Below are 16,458 nucleotides of genomic sequence, written 5' to 3'. Positions count from 1 at the left end.
TGTGCAAAAATAAGTCATTTTTTGCAATCTTGCCACAAGACGTCTATCTTTTCAGCCGGAAATAAAATTTATGTCCTTCGAAAACCAGTTCGATGATACCATAGCGCACCAGTTTGGCCAGCAAGTGTTCGGCTGCCCGCCTCGGGAGATGGGCTAAGCGGCAGTATCGATTCAACGACAAGTTATCATGCTCTTCCAGCAACTTCAGCAACGACTGTTCCCGCTCGGTAAACGTTGTCAGCTCTCCGTCCGGGTTTCCATTCTGCTGCCAGATGCGCAAGTGGATAGGGGTAGCAAGGATGTTCTCATCCGCTATGCGGATATAAGCCCATTTCCGTCCTTCCTCGTCGATGGCATAGACGGGCTTTTGCCGGTTTTCTTTGACGTCGACCAGCAATATGCTTCTTCCTTCCACCTGGTACGTCTGCATTTCACACACTGCTTTCGGGATACAATACATCTGCGCGGCTGCTTCAATCATATATTCTTCTTCGGCCGAGCGTACTCCCGCAATCTTGCCATTGTCTTTCACACCTATCAGCAAGCGTCCCCCGCTGGTATTGGCAAATGCCGATAACGTCTTTGCAATCTTGCGTGCATCCGAAATCTCGAATTTGAAATCCTGCTGTTGGTGTTCTCCTTCAGCTATCAGTGCATGTATGTAATCAGTATTTGTAGTCGATTTCATGGCTGCAAAAGTAGGTAAAAAACAGGGAAATGCTTATTTTCCCTAAAAAAAGCCGTCGCTTTTCAAAAAAAATATCCTTTTTCTGCATTTATTTCAGGAAAGACTGTATTTTTGCCATGCATTATAAATGAAGTAATACAAAAGGATTATGAAAGAACTGATTGAAAAAGTTGCAGCATTGTATGCTGATTTTGAGAAAGACGCCAAGGCTCAGTTGGAAAATGGGAACAAAGCTGCCGGCACTCGTGCCCGCAAGGCATCGTTGGAAATTGAGAAAACGATGAAAGAGTTCCGCAAAGCATCCTTGGAAGCGTCTAAGCAGTAAACCAGACATAGCTCTGATTCGTGTGTAAAAAAGACTGCCGTCAGGTAGTCTTTTTTTGTCCCATTCTTCCTCCTATGAACGAAAAGGTTTTAAGTAAACTGAAGATATTGGCAGAGTCGGCCAAGTATGATGTGTCGTGCTCTTCCAGTGGCACTGTGCGCCGCAACAAGGCCGGCATGCTGGGCAACACGGTAGGAGGGTGGGGCATCTGCCACAGCTTTGCGGACGACGGGCGCTGCATCTCGCTATTGAAAATCATGCTGACCAACTATTGTATCTACGATTGTGCCTATTGTATCAACCGCCGGACGAACGACATCCCGCGTGCCACCTTTTCGGTCAGCGAGTTGGTGGAGCTGACCATGGAGTTCTATCGGCGTAACTACATCGAGGGGCTTTTCGTGAGCAGCGGAGTGGTGCGCGATGCCGATTATACGATGGAGCGTCTGGTGCGTGTTGCCAAAGACTTGCGTACCGTGCATCGTTTCAACGGATACATTCATCTGAAGAGCATTCCCGGAGCCAGCCGGGAACTGGTAAACGAAGCGGGGCTTTATGCCGACCGCATGAGCGTGAATATAGAAATTCCCACAGAAGAAAACCTGAAACGCTTGGCTCCCGAGAAAGACCATCAGAGCGTGTTCGCTCCCATGCGCTATATCCAGCAAGGAGTCTTGCAAAGTGCGGAAGAACGCAAGCATTTTCGTCATGCTCCCCGTTTTGTACCTGCCGGGCAAAGCACGCAGATGATAGTCGGTGCCACGTCCGAGACCGACCAGGACATCCTGCAACTCTCGTCCGCACTCTATCGGCGTTCCACCATGAAGCGCGTTTACTATTCCGGCTATATCCCTGTCAATGCTTACGACACACGCCTGCCTGCCCTGAAACAACCTCCCTTGGTGCGTGAGAACCGCTTGTACCAGGCAGACTGGCTTTTGCGTTATTATCACTTCACGGTAGATGAAATCGTAGATAGTGCACATCCCAATCTGAGCTTGGACTTCGATCCCAAATTAGGCTGGGCGTTGCGTCATCCTGAATATTTCCCGGTAGACGTCAATACGGCGGACTACGAGATGTTGCTTCGGGTGCCGGGCATCGGTGTCAAGTCTGCTCGTCTCATTGTGGCCTCACGCCGTTTCTCCCGCTTGGGCACCTATCAATTGAAGCAGATGGGAGTTGTCTTGAAACGGGCACGCTATTTCATTACTTGTCGAGAATTGCCAGTGCAGACCATCCATGAGCTGACACCACAAGGGATTGTCCAGCTCCTTGCACCAAAGAAAAAGAAATCGGAAGATGAACGTCAATTGTGTTTTGATTTTTCAGAATGACAGCATTTCGTTTCGATAATACATTGGAAGGGCTGCTGACGGCAGTCTTCGAAGCCTATGCCCGCCACACCTTTCCCGACATTCTCGTGCCGGAAGGGGCGGTGCTTCCTTTGTTTTGCGAAGAGCTTCTGACTGTCGTCACTGATGAAGCCAAGGCTTCCCGTGTATGGCAAGGTCTGGGCCGCAAGTTGTCATCGACAGCCATGCGCTGCGTAGCCGGCTGTTGGTTGGCCGAAGAAGTGGATACGCCCATCGTCCTGTTCCGCTTCATCCGCAAGGTCATCGACACTTCCCGCAGCATAGAGACAGACTTTGGCGATGCCGACGTGTTGGCCTTTACCCGCATGTGGCAGCGTGTAGAGCGTGAACGGACACGCTTGTTGCAATTCATCCGTTTCCAGAAAGCGGCCGACGGCGTTTATTTTGCTGCCGTAGAGCCGGAGAAGAATGCTCTTCCGCTTATCGTGTCTCATTTTCGCGACCGCTTTGCCGACCAGCCTTGGGTGATTTACGACGTAGGACGGACTTATGGCTTTTACTATGACCGGAAAGAAGTCCGGCGCATCACGTTTGACGAATCTGACGGATTGCCTCGTCATCTGGTGGACGGTAAACTGGACAGTGCTCTGATGGCCGAAGACGAGCGGTTATTCCAGTCGTTGTGGAAAACCTACTTTAAAGCCATTTGCATCCGCGAGCGGGCCAATCCACGCAAGCAACGTGCCGATATGCCTGTGCGTTATTGGAAATTTTTGACAGAGAAACAAGGAGACTGATGCTTGTAGTGCCTTTCACCGGAAGAAAGTTTCAGCTTCGTACCAAATTCGTACCAAGTTCGTATTTGTTTCGAATCTAAAGAGACGAATAAAGTACGAAGAAAGCCTAATTTTGGGGCGGCCTGTGTCCGCCTGTTTTTTAATGATAACAATGGAAATAGAACAACACCCTCTTGTACCTTTTTTGCCTGCCCATGCACGTTTGCTGATGCTGGGCAGCTTCCCACCTCAGCGCAAACGTTGGTCGATGGATTTTTATTACCCGAATTGGAACAATGACATGTGGCGTATCGTTGGTTTATTATTTTTTGCAGATAAAGATTATTTTGTAGACGCAGGGCGCAAGGCTTTCTGCAAAGAGCGTCTGGAAGCCTTTCTGCAAGAAAAAGGCATTGCCTTGTATGACACGGCTTCGGCTGTCCGTCGCTTGCAGGACAATGCGTCTGACAAGTTCTTGGAAGTTGTCACGCCTACCGATGTGGCATCGCTTTTACGGCGTCTGCCCCTTTGTCGGGCGATAGTCACGACGGGCGAAAAGGCTACCGAAACTCTCTGTACGCAGTTCTCGCTGGAAAAGCCCAAAGTAGGAGATTTTGTCGGGTTTGCTTTCGATGGACGTCCCTTGCGTCTCTATCGTATGCCTTCGTCTTCGCGTGCCTATCCTTTGTCTTTAGATAAAAAAGCGGCCGCTTATCGTGTCATGTATCGTGAATTAGGCCTGTTATAAATCTTCGGCCTGCCGGTTTTCGGCAAAAAAAGCGGTAAAAGCCTTGCGGATTTAAAACTTTGCATTACCTTTGCAGCCGCAAATACGGGAGTAGCTCAGTTGGTAGAGCACCGGTCTCCAAAACCGGGTGTCGGGAGTTCGAGCCTCTCCTCCCGTGCTGTCAAAAGCCGCCATAAATCATGATTTATGGCGGCTTTTTGATTTATGTCCCGTTGGGGGTGGGCAAGGGTTGGTTAACTTCAGTCTGTTTTCCGTGATTCTTTGGTGATTTTGCAAAATAGGGCAGTTCTTCGGCATAGCTGGTCTTTTAAGGATTTATAACGTAACTTTCTGTTCTTTTTTTATTGAGGGATTCTTGTTAGTAAAACATTTTTGCGTATTTTTGCGGAAACTTCTGGAAGAGAAGGTTAGAAAAACAAAACAAACGAACACCTATTTTATATAGAGGAATGAGACAATATGCATGGATAATATGCTGTATGTGTTTTTTCCTGCCTGCTAAGGCACAACAAGCAGCAGTGAAAACCAATCTTTTGTATGATGCCACTGCCACCGTTAATCTGGGGGTGGAGTTCGGTGTGGCACCCCGATGGACAATTGATTTGTCGGGTAATTTGAACGCATGGAATTTTAGTGAAAACAAGAAATGGAGGCATTGGTTGGTGCAGCCCGAGGTACGTTATTGGCTGTGCGAACGCTTCAATGGAAGCTTTCTGGGGGCACATGTCCTGGGAGGCGTCTATAATGTGGGCAACGTGAATGCCGATTTCAAACTGCTGGGCACGGATTTCGGCCAGTTGAAAGACCACCGTTTCGAAGGATGGATGGCCGGAGTGGGCTTGGCATATGGTTACCACTGGATGCTGAGCAGGCATTGGAGTCTGGAAGCGGAAATAGGCATAGGCTATATTTATACGCAGTCTGACAAGTATGAATGTCCGCGTTGTGGTGACAAGTTGGAGGATGATAAGCCTCACCATTATTTTGGCCCGACAAAGGCTGCCATCAACTTGATTTATGTGTTCTAATCATTAGCGGGGAGATTTGAGATATGAAGACTTTGCTTTCTATACTGGCTTTTCTTGGATTACACATTATTTATATAATACCGGGGCAGGTATGTGCACAGGCGTTGCAGAGCGGTGCACGTGTCAGCCGGATTGATATCGACCGTGTGCGCGACAGTGTGGTGGTGAGCATGGATATCGTGTTGGACAGCATGGAGGTACGCTCCAACCGTTCGGTTGTGTTACAGCCGTTGCTGGTTGCCACGGCGGGCAAGCAATGGTTGCCTGCTGTTGAGGTGATGGGGCGTCGCCGCCACTTGTACTACGAGCGGAACGGCGAGCTGACTTATGCTGACAATCCGTTGCACGTGGTGAAAAAAGATAAAGACGGCGGACAGACGGTGGCTTATCGCACGGCATTGCTCTATAAACCGTGGATGGATCAGGCCAAACTGACTGTCAGCGAAGACTTGTGTGGTTGCGGACAGGTGCAGAACATGCGGCAAGAACCTGTGGCGCAGGCCGATGTGGCTTTCCGACCGCACTTGGCCTATGTCACTCCGGAAGCGGAAACGCAGAAGGAACGCGCCTTGCAGGGGACTGCCTACCTGGATTTCCCCGTCAACCGGACAGAGATTTATCCGGACTATCGTCGCAATCCTGCCGAACTGGCCAAAATCCATGCTTCAATAGATACGGTACGTAACGACCCGGATGTGCGGGTGACTGCTTTCGACCTGAAAGGTTATGCTTCGCCCGAAGGGACGTATGCGCTGAATACGCGTCTGGCAAAAGGGCGCACCAAGGCCTTGCAGCGTTACGTGACCGACCGCTATGCGCTGTCTGACACTTTGTTCCACCTGGATTATGAGCCGGAGAACTGGGAAGGCCTGCGCGACTATGTGCAGCAGACCGGTTTGCAAAATAAAGACGAGATATTGGCATTGATAGGCAGCTCGGAAGAACCGGATGCCAAGGAAGCCCGTCTGCGCCGCGAGCATCCACAGGCGTACGCCCAGTTGTTGCGCGAGTGTTATCCAGGCTTGCGTCGTACGAATTACGTCATACACTACGTTGTGCGCGGTTTTAATGTGGAAGAGGCCAAACGGGTCATCCGCACGCGCCCCCAGAACTTGAGTTTGCAGGAGATGTTTGCTGTGGCGCAGACCTACGAGCCTGGCAGCCGTGAGTTCAATCAAGTGTTCGACGTGGCGGTGCGTCTTTATCCCGACGAGCCGGTGGCCAACCTGAATGCGGCCAATGCCCTGTTGGAAGCCGGCTTGGTCGAACAAGCGCTTCCGTTCTTGCGGAAGGCAGGCGACAGCCCGGAGGCGCAGAATGCGCGTGGCGTGGCTCTCATCCTGCAAGGGCGTTATGACGAAGCGCAACCTTTGCTGCTGGAGGCTGCCGAAGCGGGACTGGAGGCTGCCGGGGCGAACGCCCGGATTCTTTGATTGTATGTCGGCAGGACAGGCATTGTCCTGTCTGCTGCATGAAAATAGATTCGCTCTTTGACTTAGTGGGAAAACGGGAAATAATGTGTAACTTTGCCGGAGATTACAAACCTGATAAACAGCAAAGTTAATATGAATACGGATGTAAACCTGTACGTGGAGCGTGATGCCTTGTTGCGGCAACTGCTGGAGGTGGACGACATCAGTGTGATTAAGAAAGTACAGAGCGCTTTGAAGCGTGCATTGTCGACGGTGAAGGAAACGGCTGCCCCCAAAGAGGGAGAAGTGGAGTATATCACTAAAGAAGAGCAGGAGGAAATGTTGCTCGATGCGTTTACGGAGATGTTCCGGGCACGGAAGGAAGGAATAAAACGTAAAACCCTGCAAGAAGTTATCGATGAATTATAGTATTATAGCCGAACCAGGGTTTTTGCAAGATGTGAAACGACTTTCTAAGAAGTATAAGTCATTGAAGCAAGATTTGGTGCAGTTACAAACAGATTTGTTAGCTAACCCAACTACAGGTGTCGACCTAGGTAACGGGGTGCACAAAGTGCGCATGTCTATTGCCAGCAAAAACCGTGGCAAGAGCCATGGTGCGCGTGTCATCACTTATGTGTATGAAAGAGATGAAGAGCACGGAGTCATCACCCTGTGGCCATCTATGACAAGGCTGAACGCGAGTCTTTGCCTGCTGCCCGCATAGCCGAGTTGTTGGCCTTGGCCAAGGAAAGGGCTGGCATCGCCGACGAATAGAATTGCAGACACGCGCAGACATTATTTCCCGTCCTCCCCTCCACGTATGGCAGCGTGGGCGGGAGGACGTTGTTTTTCCCACGCACGGCGGAAGGAGAAAAGGAAGCGATTTTTAAAACAAGATATAAGGCAAAACAAACAAATTATTAATAATTGAGAGTATGAAAAAAGTTAAGTTTTTAGCAATGATGCTGGCGGCTGGTATGTTCGCAGCATGTAGCGATGCGCTGGAAGATTCCGGCATGGACAATGGCGGGGGCAACAATACTCCTGCTACGGGAGAGGGTTATGTGAAAGTGGCTATTAATATGCCAACGACAAATGGAGCTGTTACGAAAGCTGACGATTCTAACATTCTGGATGATGGATTAGAGGATGAGTATGCTGTAAGTAGTGGAATCATTGTTTTCTTTAAGGATGCTAAAGGTGCTCAGGGGGCAGAGCCTACTGATCCTGATGCAAATGCCAAATTTGTAAAGGCTTATACTCTGGAAGGCTTAACACAACAGGATGACCAGACAGATGATCAGATATCTACTCGTGTGACATCAACAACGGAAGCTCCGTTAGTAGAGGATGATGAACAACTATACGCTCTTGTTATTTTGAATCCTAATGTGGCTGTTGTATCTGTAAATCAGACAACGGGTGTGTTGACCGTTGGAGGGACTAATTTAGCGGTTGGTACTTCTACTTTGGCCACTTTACAGAGCAAGCTTCAAAACCAAACTTTAACGGACTATACAGGTGCAAATTATAATGCTTTTATGATGGTTAATGCGCCTTTGTCTACTCTTGCCGGGAATGTAGATTTGACCGATGCTAAAGCAAAAACTTTAGTGCCCGTAACGGTTTATGAAACAGAAGAGGCTGCTGAAGCTGACACTGATCCAGCCCGTATCTATGTAGAACGCATAGTAGCGAAGGTCACATTGACAGGTTTTACTTACAACAACAGTGAATATACCAAAGTTGCCACGGTGAGCACGAGCGTTCCGGATGGCGATGATGAAAGTGTCTATAATGGAGATGTCATTGAACTTACGGGCTGGACATTGAATGTAACGAATAACTCGACGAAATTGGTACGTGACGTTACAGGATTCTCTTCTACTGACTGGCTGAATACAGCCAATAGTAATAACGCTTCCCGCTTTGTAGGAACAAATACTATTGCAATGGCAGGTAATAAGACCTATTACCGTATATATTGGGCCATAGATGGGAATTATACGGGCGATAATACCACGGTTGCAACTGATTTTACGACTTATACCAATACTAATCAGCCTGCCACTTGGGAAGAAGATGCCGAGCATGATGCGGAAAGCCATCCGTTGTATTGCTTGGAAAATACGATGGATTACAATCAGCAAGTTGAGAATCGTACAACAAGTGTATTGCTGAAAACAGAATATAGAGTTAAGTTCTATGATAATGAAACTCCGAGCGCTCGTGATTTCTTTATTTGTGGAACAGCTCCAATCAAGTATCCTGTTAATGATATTACTGTTCCAAGTTCGGATCCAGCACAAACAATAAAAGGTATAGCTAATCATGTAAAGGAAACTGCTTTTGGTAGCACTTCTGCTCCAGATTTGCAATTGAAAGATGATGCTGATGGCGGAATTTATGAAAGTGCTGCTGAAATGAAAGATTTGTTTAAGATAAGTGAATCCACAGAACTTACGGATGAACAGGCTGAGACAATCTGGAACGCAATAGGTACCATCAAGTATTACAAAAGTGGGGTAAGCTATTACTATGCTGCTTTGATTAGGCATTTCAATGATACGGAAGCTGTCTGGAATACGGGTGATACACATTCGTTGAACCATCTGGGACGTTATGGCGTGGTACGCAACAACTGGTACGAAATCAATGTCCAAAGCATCAGTGGACCCGGTGATCCCGAAATCGTTACTCCGGGTGATGAATCCGACGATGACACCGAAGGCTACATTCGTGCCGAAATCAACGTCCTCTCTTGGGCTAAGCGTCAGCAGGGCGTAGACCTTTAAACGAACAGTAAAACAAAACAAACAAACAGTTTCTTCCGTACCGTCCGTTTGACAGACCGTAGGGGTAACGGGTGGCAGTGTCCCACCTATCCGGGTGGTGGACTCCCACCTATGCTATGCGGCAGTTCGCCTCCTTAGTATGCGGCAGTTCGCCTCCTTGGTATGCGGCGGTTTGCCTCCTTAGGATACAGCAGTTTGCCAAGTCCGGCTTTGGCAGCTTGCCAAGTCTGGCTTTGGCGGTTTGCCAAGCGGGCGGTGCTTCCGGAAGAATATTTATCAATGCGATGAAAATGAGTGTGACCCTACATAGATTTTGTGCGGCCGTGGGCCTGGTCTGCCTGTTGGCCTCGTGTTCCGACTGGATTTACGAGAACCGGGACGGTTGCGAGCATGGCATCTGGCTTTCCTTCAAGTATGACTATAACCTGCAACGTGCCGACATGATGGAGCATGTGGGCAGCGTGGGCGTGTTTGTCTACGACGAGCAAGGGCGGTTTGTCACCTCCTACATCGACCCCGACATCCGCCGCACGCAGCCTTACCGCATGTACATCGACCTGCCCGAAGGCAACTACCAGTTCCTGGCGTTGGCGCAGCAGCGTTCGTTCGAGAGCGTGCAGGCCGGCCCGGGCGCCAACTTCGTGTGGGAAACGCCGGTGGCGGGCGACGCGATGGACGACTTCGCCGTGTCGCTGGAAGCTGATGAAGTGGACGCCGGATGGGCCGTGGTGCAGAACGAGCAAGAGCCGCTGGACACCCTGTGGCATGCCGTGAGCACGGAACCCGTCTACGTGGCCGCCGACCGCTATGTGGAGCATACCCTTTCGCTGATGCGCGACACGAAGTCCATCACCGTTTCCATGCGCGAGATTGACGAACCCGAAACCATGAACGTGGCCGATTATGACTTTGCCATCACCCACCGTGACCTCCAAGTTTATGACCGCGAGGCTGCCGACCTGGTATCCGGGGCCGACAGCCGCACGGCCATCTATACGCCATACGCCACTTGGAACACCGGCGATGACGACCAGCAGACGCTTTCCGCCATGCCGCAGGCCACTGTTGCCGGGCAGACGGCGCATGCCGCCTTCATGACTTCTCGTCTGTATGCCAGCGATTTGCCGGAAGAAAACGCCCGTCTGACCATCCGTCACCGTGCCACGGAACACGACGTGGTAGATGTCGACCTCTGCAACCTGCTGGGCCAGTTGCGCAACTACGACGAGATACAGCGCTACAGCCTGCAAGAGTTCCTCGACCGCGGTTATGATTTCCGCCTGACCTTCTTCCTGAAAGGCGGCGAGTGGCAGTATGTCGACGTCTCCATCGGTGTGCTGGACTGGAGCAAACGCGTGCAGAACGTATCGTTGTGACAGGCGCGGTTCCGCTGCTTTTTAGTTTAAAAACAGAGATTCTAACGTGAATAGATTGGTAATGAAACATATCTTTTTCTCATCCATCAGCCTGCTGTCCTTGCTGTTCCTTCTCTTGTTGGAGGCTTGTGCCGACAGTGAGACGCTTTCCCTGCCTGCGCCGGACGAGGAAGAGGGCAGCGGGGTGTATGTGAGCATCTCCGTGGCAGCCGCCGATAGCCGGGGGACACAGTCGCGTGCCATCGGTTCGCCCAAGCCGGGAGAATATGGAGATGGCCCTCAACCCGGCACGGGGGATGAGAACAAGGTATATGATTTGAATGTGTTTTTCTTTCAAACGACAGATGGGAAAGGTATTAATACAAGTGATACTGCAGCTGATATAGAATTGGTTTCAGTTTTTTTTGACAATTTGACTCCGGAACCTTCGGGGACAATCACACGATATTTGACTCCTCCTACGGAAGTAGATGCTTTACGAGTAGGAGAAACATATGAAATATTGGTGGTAGCAAATGCGGGTAATAAGACTATATCCAATATTACGAATCTGGCTGACTTACGTGATGCCTGCGTGACGCAAGCAATTGAGGATACCGACGGATTGTGTTTCCTAATGGCTTCTGCGGGGTCGGGAATAGATAAAATAGAGATTCTTGCCGGTAATTCTCAGAATAATCCTTCAATAGTAACAGTAAATGTAGAGCGTCTGGCGGCACGTGTAGACTATCTAATAAACTCGTCGTATGAACCTGTTCAATCTCCCGATGATAAAGTAGTAATCACAGAGGCTACTTTGGTGAATAAACATGAAACTTCGCCTTATGTATTTAAACGTGTCAGTGAAAATGTGCAAAACCTTGAACCAGTAATTTATTTGGGCGATGAAAAAGTTGCAGATGATGGGATCGCTTCTAACTATGTTTTGGATGCACAGACCATTGCGATGAATAATAGAATTTATTTGTTGCAGTTTGACGGAATAATGAATGTGACACCTTCTCCTTGGTTGTCCATAACGGCAGATGGTAAGTATCATACGTTGGATTATACGGAAGAGAATGTCGTAACAGTACAATATGTAGAAGAGTCTATGTCTAAATACTGCACTGGTGTAGTATTTAAAGCACGATATACTCCTGACGGAATGAAAGAAGGAACTTCTTTTTATTCGTATGCTGGAAAGATATATGAAAAACTTAGCGATGTTGAAACAGCGATGGGTGGCAATATACATTTGGATGGAAATAATTATTCTACTTATGGCGTAAGTTACTATAAGGATGGCATCTGCTACTACACCTATTGGATTCGCCATGCCGATGATGGTAATCCGAATGTCATCAGCCCGATGGAGTATGCCATTGTGCGGAATAACCTGTATCAGTTGAAAGTAAATTCTATTAGTGGGATAGGGGGAGACAAACCGGAAACAGTGAGTGATATAAACATTCGCGTGTATGTATGTGATTGGGAAGAAACGATAGAAGGTAGTATAACGTGGGATTGAAGAATATGGGTATGCTTAAAAATAATATTGTAGTGATTATTTTGATTACTTTTACGTTGGCATGTGTTTTTTTGACTTCTTGCGATTCTGTTGATGACTTGGCAAAAAGTGAAGAGCAAACGTCTACGGTAACATTACATATAGATACACGTGCTGTAGGGAGTGGTTCAACTGCTGCGAACGAGGGAATAAAGACTTTACGTGTGATTGCCGCTATTACTAGTACAAGAACGGTAGTGGGAAATGTGTTCTATCAAGAGGGCTTTACAGGCAGTATAGCAGAAGTAAATGAAATTGTATTTTCAGATATTCCTTACGGGAATGTTACTTTTTATGCTATAGCTAATGAAGCAAGTTTGGGGTTGGATTTGCAAGCAGTGAGTGAAGGTTCTGTGTTACAGGAAAACGAATGGGAAAATAAAATTGTAATGGCAGAACAATATTTCCCATTATTGAGACGTGATATAGGCATTAATGGATTACCTATTACGGGAATAAAAACGGTATTTATAAATCAAGCAAGTCAAACCATAGAAATACCAATAACAAGGGTTGTTGCAAAAATTGAATTGAATTTTACCAATAATGCTCCTTTTGAGATACCTATATATAGTTTAGTCTTGGGAGAGTTTATGCCTGATCGGACTTATTTGTTTTCATATGACGATGGAGGGAAATTGCCTATTCCTTCTGGTGTGGCTTATCAAAACCATGTATTTTTACGCACTTCAGGAGGAAGTGGAGTCACAATCCAGCAGGGGGAAAATAAGGAATTGCTAGTCTTTTATGTGCTCGAGTCTCAAAGAACTGATATAGAGCCTACTCCTTATACATTGGGTATTGAAACCGTTGCTTCTGGAGTATTGATGAATCCTAAACCTTTTATGCAACAAAGATTTATCAAGCGGAATACACGAATTGTAGTAGATATAACAATAGACGACCGAGGGGGAAATAAAATAGAATGGGAAGTAAAAGATTGGTCGGATGTAGCAGTAGATGTTCCTTCTTTTTCTTAAAATTTGAATGATTATGAAACGCTCTTTCCTGAAATATGTTTTTTTAGTCGGAATATTTGTTTTGGCTGGTATCTGTTCATGTCAAGATAATGACATTGTAAAGTTGAATCGTTATGATATAGTAGAAGGTATTCCTGTACAAGTTACACTGAAATATGGTGTACCGGAAAGCGTTGAGGTAACGACACGAACAGCTCAGTCAGAAGAAACGGAGCGGACTATTTATCGTTTGTATGTCATAGCTTTCAATGAAGATGGTAGTGTGTCCGGTAGAAATTCTTATGAAAATGTAAATAATGATACGGGAGCAGGTACTATCGAAGATTTCACCATGACCTCGGGAAATAACAAGCAGATCTTCATTGTGGGCAATCCAAATAGTGGTGTCGGAACGTTGAATGTGGATGCTTTGCGTAACGTACAAAGTTTGGACGAATTTGAAGCTCTTGCTTCACAACTGACTAATCCATTGAATATAGAACGAAGGGCTTTTTTGATGGTGGGGCAGATGAAAAATGAGAATGGAGAAATGCAAATTGCTGTCAATGAAGATGGTATTATATTGAATGCATCTAATGATCCTGTTCCATTGGAACGTGTAGATGCTCGTATTACCTTTAGAGTGAAAGTTGATAATCCTGATTATTCTAATTTTGTTTTTGTTCCTAAGTATTATCAGGTAAAGAATATTCCACAAGGAACTTATTTGCTTCCTCGTGAAAAAGTAAGTATGCCGGATGGAAAATATTATGATTATGCAGAAGCAATGGAAGCCCAACAGCCTGGGAGTGGCTATGCTTCTATGGAAAGTAATACAGAACGTCTCTATTTTGATGGTGAGAAAGATTTTGAAGATGGTCAAGGAACATGGCATTATTTTGAATTTTATTTGCCCGAGAATCGTCTGAAACCCCGAAATGAAATTAAAAGCGATGAAAGTCAACGAGGAGATATAAGTGATTATTATGCTGATGCTTCCAGCTTATATGCATTGCGTGAAAAAAAAGAAAAGGGGAAACAAATATCTGATTCTTCAAAGCCGGGGCAGGTATATGAGCAAGGGCCTTATGTATTTGCTAATGAACATTCTACGTATGTAGAGATATATGGAAACTTATCTTATGAATATAAGGGGCAATTTGTACATGCCAATGTAATTTATACTGTTCATTTAGGAAATACCGGTAATACTAGTTCCAATGGTTCGGGATATGAAAATGAGGAAACATTAGTTAATAATTATGATACGGAGCGTAATACCCACTATATTTATTCTGTAACTATTACAGGGGTAGAATCTATGCGTGTTGAGGTCGTTGCAGAAACTCCCAAAGAAACACGTCCAGGGGTAGAAGGCAGTGTTATTGTTGCCGGTGGTGAAGTAAGGGCTGTGGATGCACATTATTGTCGGGATTTGATAAAATTGCGGAAGGATGAAATCTTAGAGGGACTTTCTTGGGCAGTGAGTACACCTTTCCAAAGTGGCATGAAAGTATTTGATACAGAGATAGCCGATAGGGTAATTGCGGGAGAACGGCTGGAATCAGATTTGCAAACAGATGCTTCGTTAAACGATTATAAATGGGTAAAGTTCGGAATTAATAAAGAGTACCCTTTTATTGATTTTAAAGAATATCATTCTGAGCATGGTTATCAACATGATGACTATTATTGTCGTCTTGACGTTTTGAAATATCCAGGTGAAGCCGCTTATGATGGTGGACAAGGATGGATGACAGGAGGAGGAACACCGGCTCCTGCCTTTGGAATATCGGACGAAGATGCTCCTTTTTCAACTTATTATGATGGCAAGAAAGTTAAGCTTTATGATGTCAATCAATTGCTTAACCATTTATATCGAGAGGCTAAAGACGAAAATAGCATTATTTTTGATGAAGACGGAACTGTTACCATTTCTGTGTTCATAGACGAATACTTATATGTTTATGATCCGACAAAAGAATATTATCAGAAACCAATAGCAGTTGATACGGAGGGGGTGATTAGTGAGGAAGATTTGATGTTGTGGAAAAAAGTGGTCAACGGAGATAACCGTATGCTGCATATTTGTAAATCTGGTGCCAAATACAGTCCGGACGGACAGACTTCATGGGCGGAAAGTGTGGTTACTATTTCGCAGGCTCCTATTTATACCTTTTATAATGCTGATGAGAGTCTGACAGAACTGAAATCTGCTTGGGGGACAGAAAGTATTATGGAGGTAGGCGATAATCAGTATCCTACGGGAGAGCTTTCGATAGGAGATAATTTTATATTTGGGGGAAGTACAACTCTCGATAATGGTAGAGAAAACACTTTGAATATATTGAATCAGAAAGAACTGAAATGGAGTGATATCGTTTCTGTTTATACTCGAACTCCGGATTTAAGAGAAGGCTATCAGAATATATGGTATGCTTGTTTATTGCGTAATCGCGATTTAGACGGAGACGATATTGTTGACCCGGAAGAGATACGCTGGTATTTGGCTTCTATTGACCAATTGACCGACTTATGGATAGGTGAAGATGCTATTCCTAATGCGAAACTCTATGATAAAGAAGTTCAAAATGGAAATGTAACCGTATCACATGTAGCAAGCAGTAGCTACTACAATAATTCACCATCCGATCCATGGATTATTTGGGCTGAAGAAGGAGCGTCCCGCGGTTCATATTTGAAGGATGAATATGAGATACCCTATGCTTATCGATGTGTGCGCAATTTGGGTTTGAAGTTGCAGACGTCAAGCAATGAAATACCTGTTTTTCAGGATTATGTAAAACAGGATCTTCCGGCTCAAACCCATGTGGCAAATGGTGAGACTTATACAGAACGGGTTGTAGATGTGTCATATATGGATGCCGTTTGCGTTCGGCCCGCTTCGTTTGATACTCCATTGCCCAAAATGACAGAACGTGATCCATATCGAAATAACAGACCTTATTGGCGCTTTGCTGTTATTGAATCGGCTACAGATGCTCCTAATGGTTTATACCGTCCTTCCTCAACGAGTGACTATTGGCAAGATGATTATGGATATGGAGATTGGATAGATTATTATGATAATGAGCGGAATGGTTATCCGTGTCCTCCAGGTTATCGTATTCCCAATCAACGAGAACTTATGTTATTGTATACTACTTATCCGACATTATTTAATGACCAATATTCAACAAATATTAGTGAAAATGATAAGAATGCCATTTATATGTGCAAGACTGCTTTTAGTTTTAAAGATTATACACCATATGCTAATAATATAATGTCGCCAAATTGGAGTTGGAATGGTAATAACCATAGCCGAATAGGATTTGCTTATCAAAGTGGTAATCTTTTTTTGTTGAATTATTCAGTTTATTTGGATAGTTATAAAATGAGTGTTCGCTGTGTACGTGATATGGTAGAGTAAAATAATTATTTTCAGCTTCCGAAACAGGGACTTTGGCTCGCTAAAGTCCC

14 protein-coding genes and 1 tRNA gene are annotated in these 16,458 nt (G+C 45.9%); 14 read left to right on the top strand and 1 reads right to left on the bottom strand.

Going from position 1 to position 16,458, the window contains the following annotated elements; translation table 11 throughout:
• Positions 1–43: 43 nt before the first annotated feature.
• Positions 44–688 (bottom strand): helix-turn-helix domain-containing protein, encoded by a 645-nt coding sequence (locus tag M3090_RS02110; protein WP_249053751.1) that lies wholly within the window; start codon positions 686–688, stop codon positions 44–46.
• 148 nt (positions 689–836) lie between these two features.
• On the opposite strand from M3090_RS02110, the gene M3090_RS02105 reads away from it, so the two are divergent.
• From M3090_RS02105 to M3090_RS02040, 14 genes are all read left to right on the top strand, one after another.
• Entirely contained in the window at positions 837–1,013 is a 177-nt protein-coding gene (locus tag M3090_RS02105; protein ID WP_249053750.1) for a histone H1, read from the top strand.
• Positions 1,014–1,087: 74 nt separating this feature from the next.
• Positions 1,088–2,350, top strand: a complete 1,263-nt coding sequence (locus tag M3090_RS02100; protein ID WP_249053749.1) for a putative DNA modification/repair radical SAM protein — start codon at positions 1,088–1,090, stop codon at positions 2,348–2,350.
• Positions 2,347–3,126: a TIGR03915 family putative DNA repair protein gene (locus M3090_RS02095; protein WP_249053748.1), complete on the top strand. Its 780-nt coding sequence runs from the start codon at positions 2,347–2,349 to the stop codon at positions 3,124–3,126. The genes M3090_RS02100 and M3090_RS02095 overlap by 4 nt, the downstream gene beginning before the upstream one ends.
• 151 nt (positions 3,127–3,277) lie before the next feature.
• On the top strand, positions 3,278–3,853 hold the full coding sequence (locus M3090_RS02090; protein ID WP_249053747.1) for a uracil-DNA glycosylase family protein: 576 nt from the start codon (positions 3,278–3,280) through the stop codon (positions 3,851–3,853).
• An 84-nt stretch (positions 3,854–3,937) separates the two neighbouring features.
• A tRNA-Trp gene (locus M3090_RS02085) sits at positions 3,938–4,010 on the top strand.
• A 322-nt stretch (positions 4,011–4,332) separates the two neighbouring features.
• Positions 4,333–4,881, top strand: coding sequence for a DUF3575 domain-containing protein (locus M3090_RS02080; RefSeq protein ID WP_410553158.1), 549 nt, complete (start codon positions 4,333–4,335; stop codon positions 4,879–4,881).
• A gap of 23 nt (positions 4,882–4,904) precedes the next feature.
• Positions 4,905–6,314, top strand: coding sequence for a DUF3868 domain-containing protein (locus M3090_RS02075; protein ID WP_249053745.1), 1,410 nt, complete (start codon positions 4,905–4,907; stop codon positions 6,312–6,314).
• Positions 6,315–6,446: 132 nt separating this feature from the next.
• On the top strand, positions 6,447–6,722 hold the full coding sequence (locus tag M3090_RS02070) for a hypothetical protein (protein WP_249053744.1): 276 nt from the start codon (positions 6,447–6,449) through the stop codon (positions 6,720–6,722).
• Positions 6,712–7,020, top strand: coding sequence for an addiction module toxin RelE (locus tag M3090_RS02065; protein ID WP_410553157.1), 309 nt, complete (start codon positions 6,712–6,714; stop codon positions 7,018–7,020). The genes M3090_RS02070 and M3090_RS02065 overlap by 11 nt, the downstream gene beginning before the upstream one ends.
• 211 nt (positions 7,021–7,231) lie before the next feature.
• A complete protein-coding gene (locus M3090_RS02060) occupies positions 7,232–9,091 on the top strand; it encodes an Mfa1 family fimbria major subunit (protein WP_249053743.1) in 1,860 nt (619 codons plus the stop codon).
• Positions 9,092–9,387: 296 nt separating this feature from the next.
• On the top strand, positions 9,388–10,467 hold the full coding sequence (locus M3090_RS02055) for a FimB/Mfa2 family fimbrial subunit (RefSeq protein WP_249053742.1): 1,080 nt from the start codon (positions 9,388–9,390) through the stop codon (positions 10,465–10,467).
• A gap of 46 nt (positions 10,468–10,513) precedes the next feature.
• Complete coding sequence (locus tag M3090_RS02050; RefSeq protein WP_249053741.1) at positions 10,514–11,977, top strand: Mfa1 family fimbria major subunit; 1,464 nt, start codon at positions 10,514–10,516, stop codon at positions 11,975–11,977.
• A 5-nt stretch (positions 11,978–11,982) separates the two neighbouring features.
• Positions 11,983–12,996 (top strand): hypothetical protein, encoded by a 1,014-nt coding sequence (locus M3090_RS02045; RefSeq protein ID WP_249053740.1) that lies wholly within the window; start codon positions 11,983–11,985, stop codon positions 12,994–12,996.
• Between the two features lie 13 nt (positions 12,997–13,009).
• Complete coding sequence (locus M3090_RS02040; protein ID WP_249053739.1) at positions 13,010–16,408, top strand: fimbrial protein; 3,399 nt, start codon at positions 13,010–13,012, stop codon at positions 16,406–16,408.
• Positions 16,409–16,458: the final 50 nt, after the last annotated feature.

It is taken from the genome of Bacteroides sp. ET71 (assembly GCF_023336905.1).
Lineage (GTDB): Bacteria > Bacteroidota > Bacteroidia > Bacteroidales > Bacteroidaceae > Bacteroides.
Note: the sequence above shows the minus strand (reverse complement) of the source record. Positions and strands in the feature narration are given on the sequence as shown.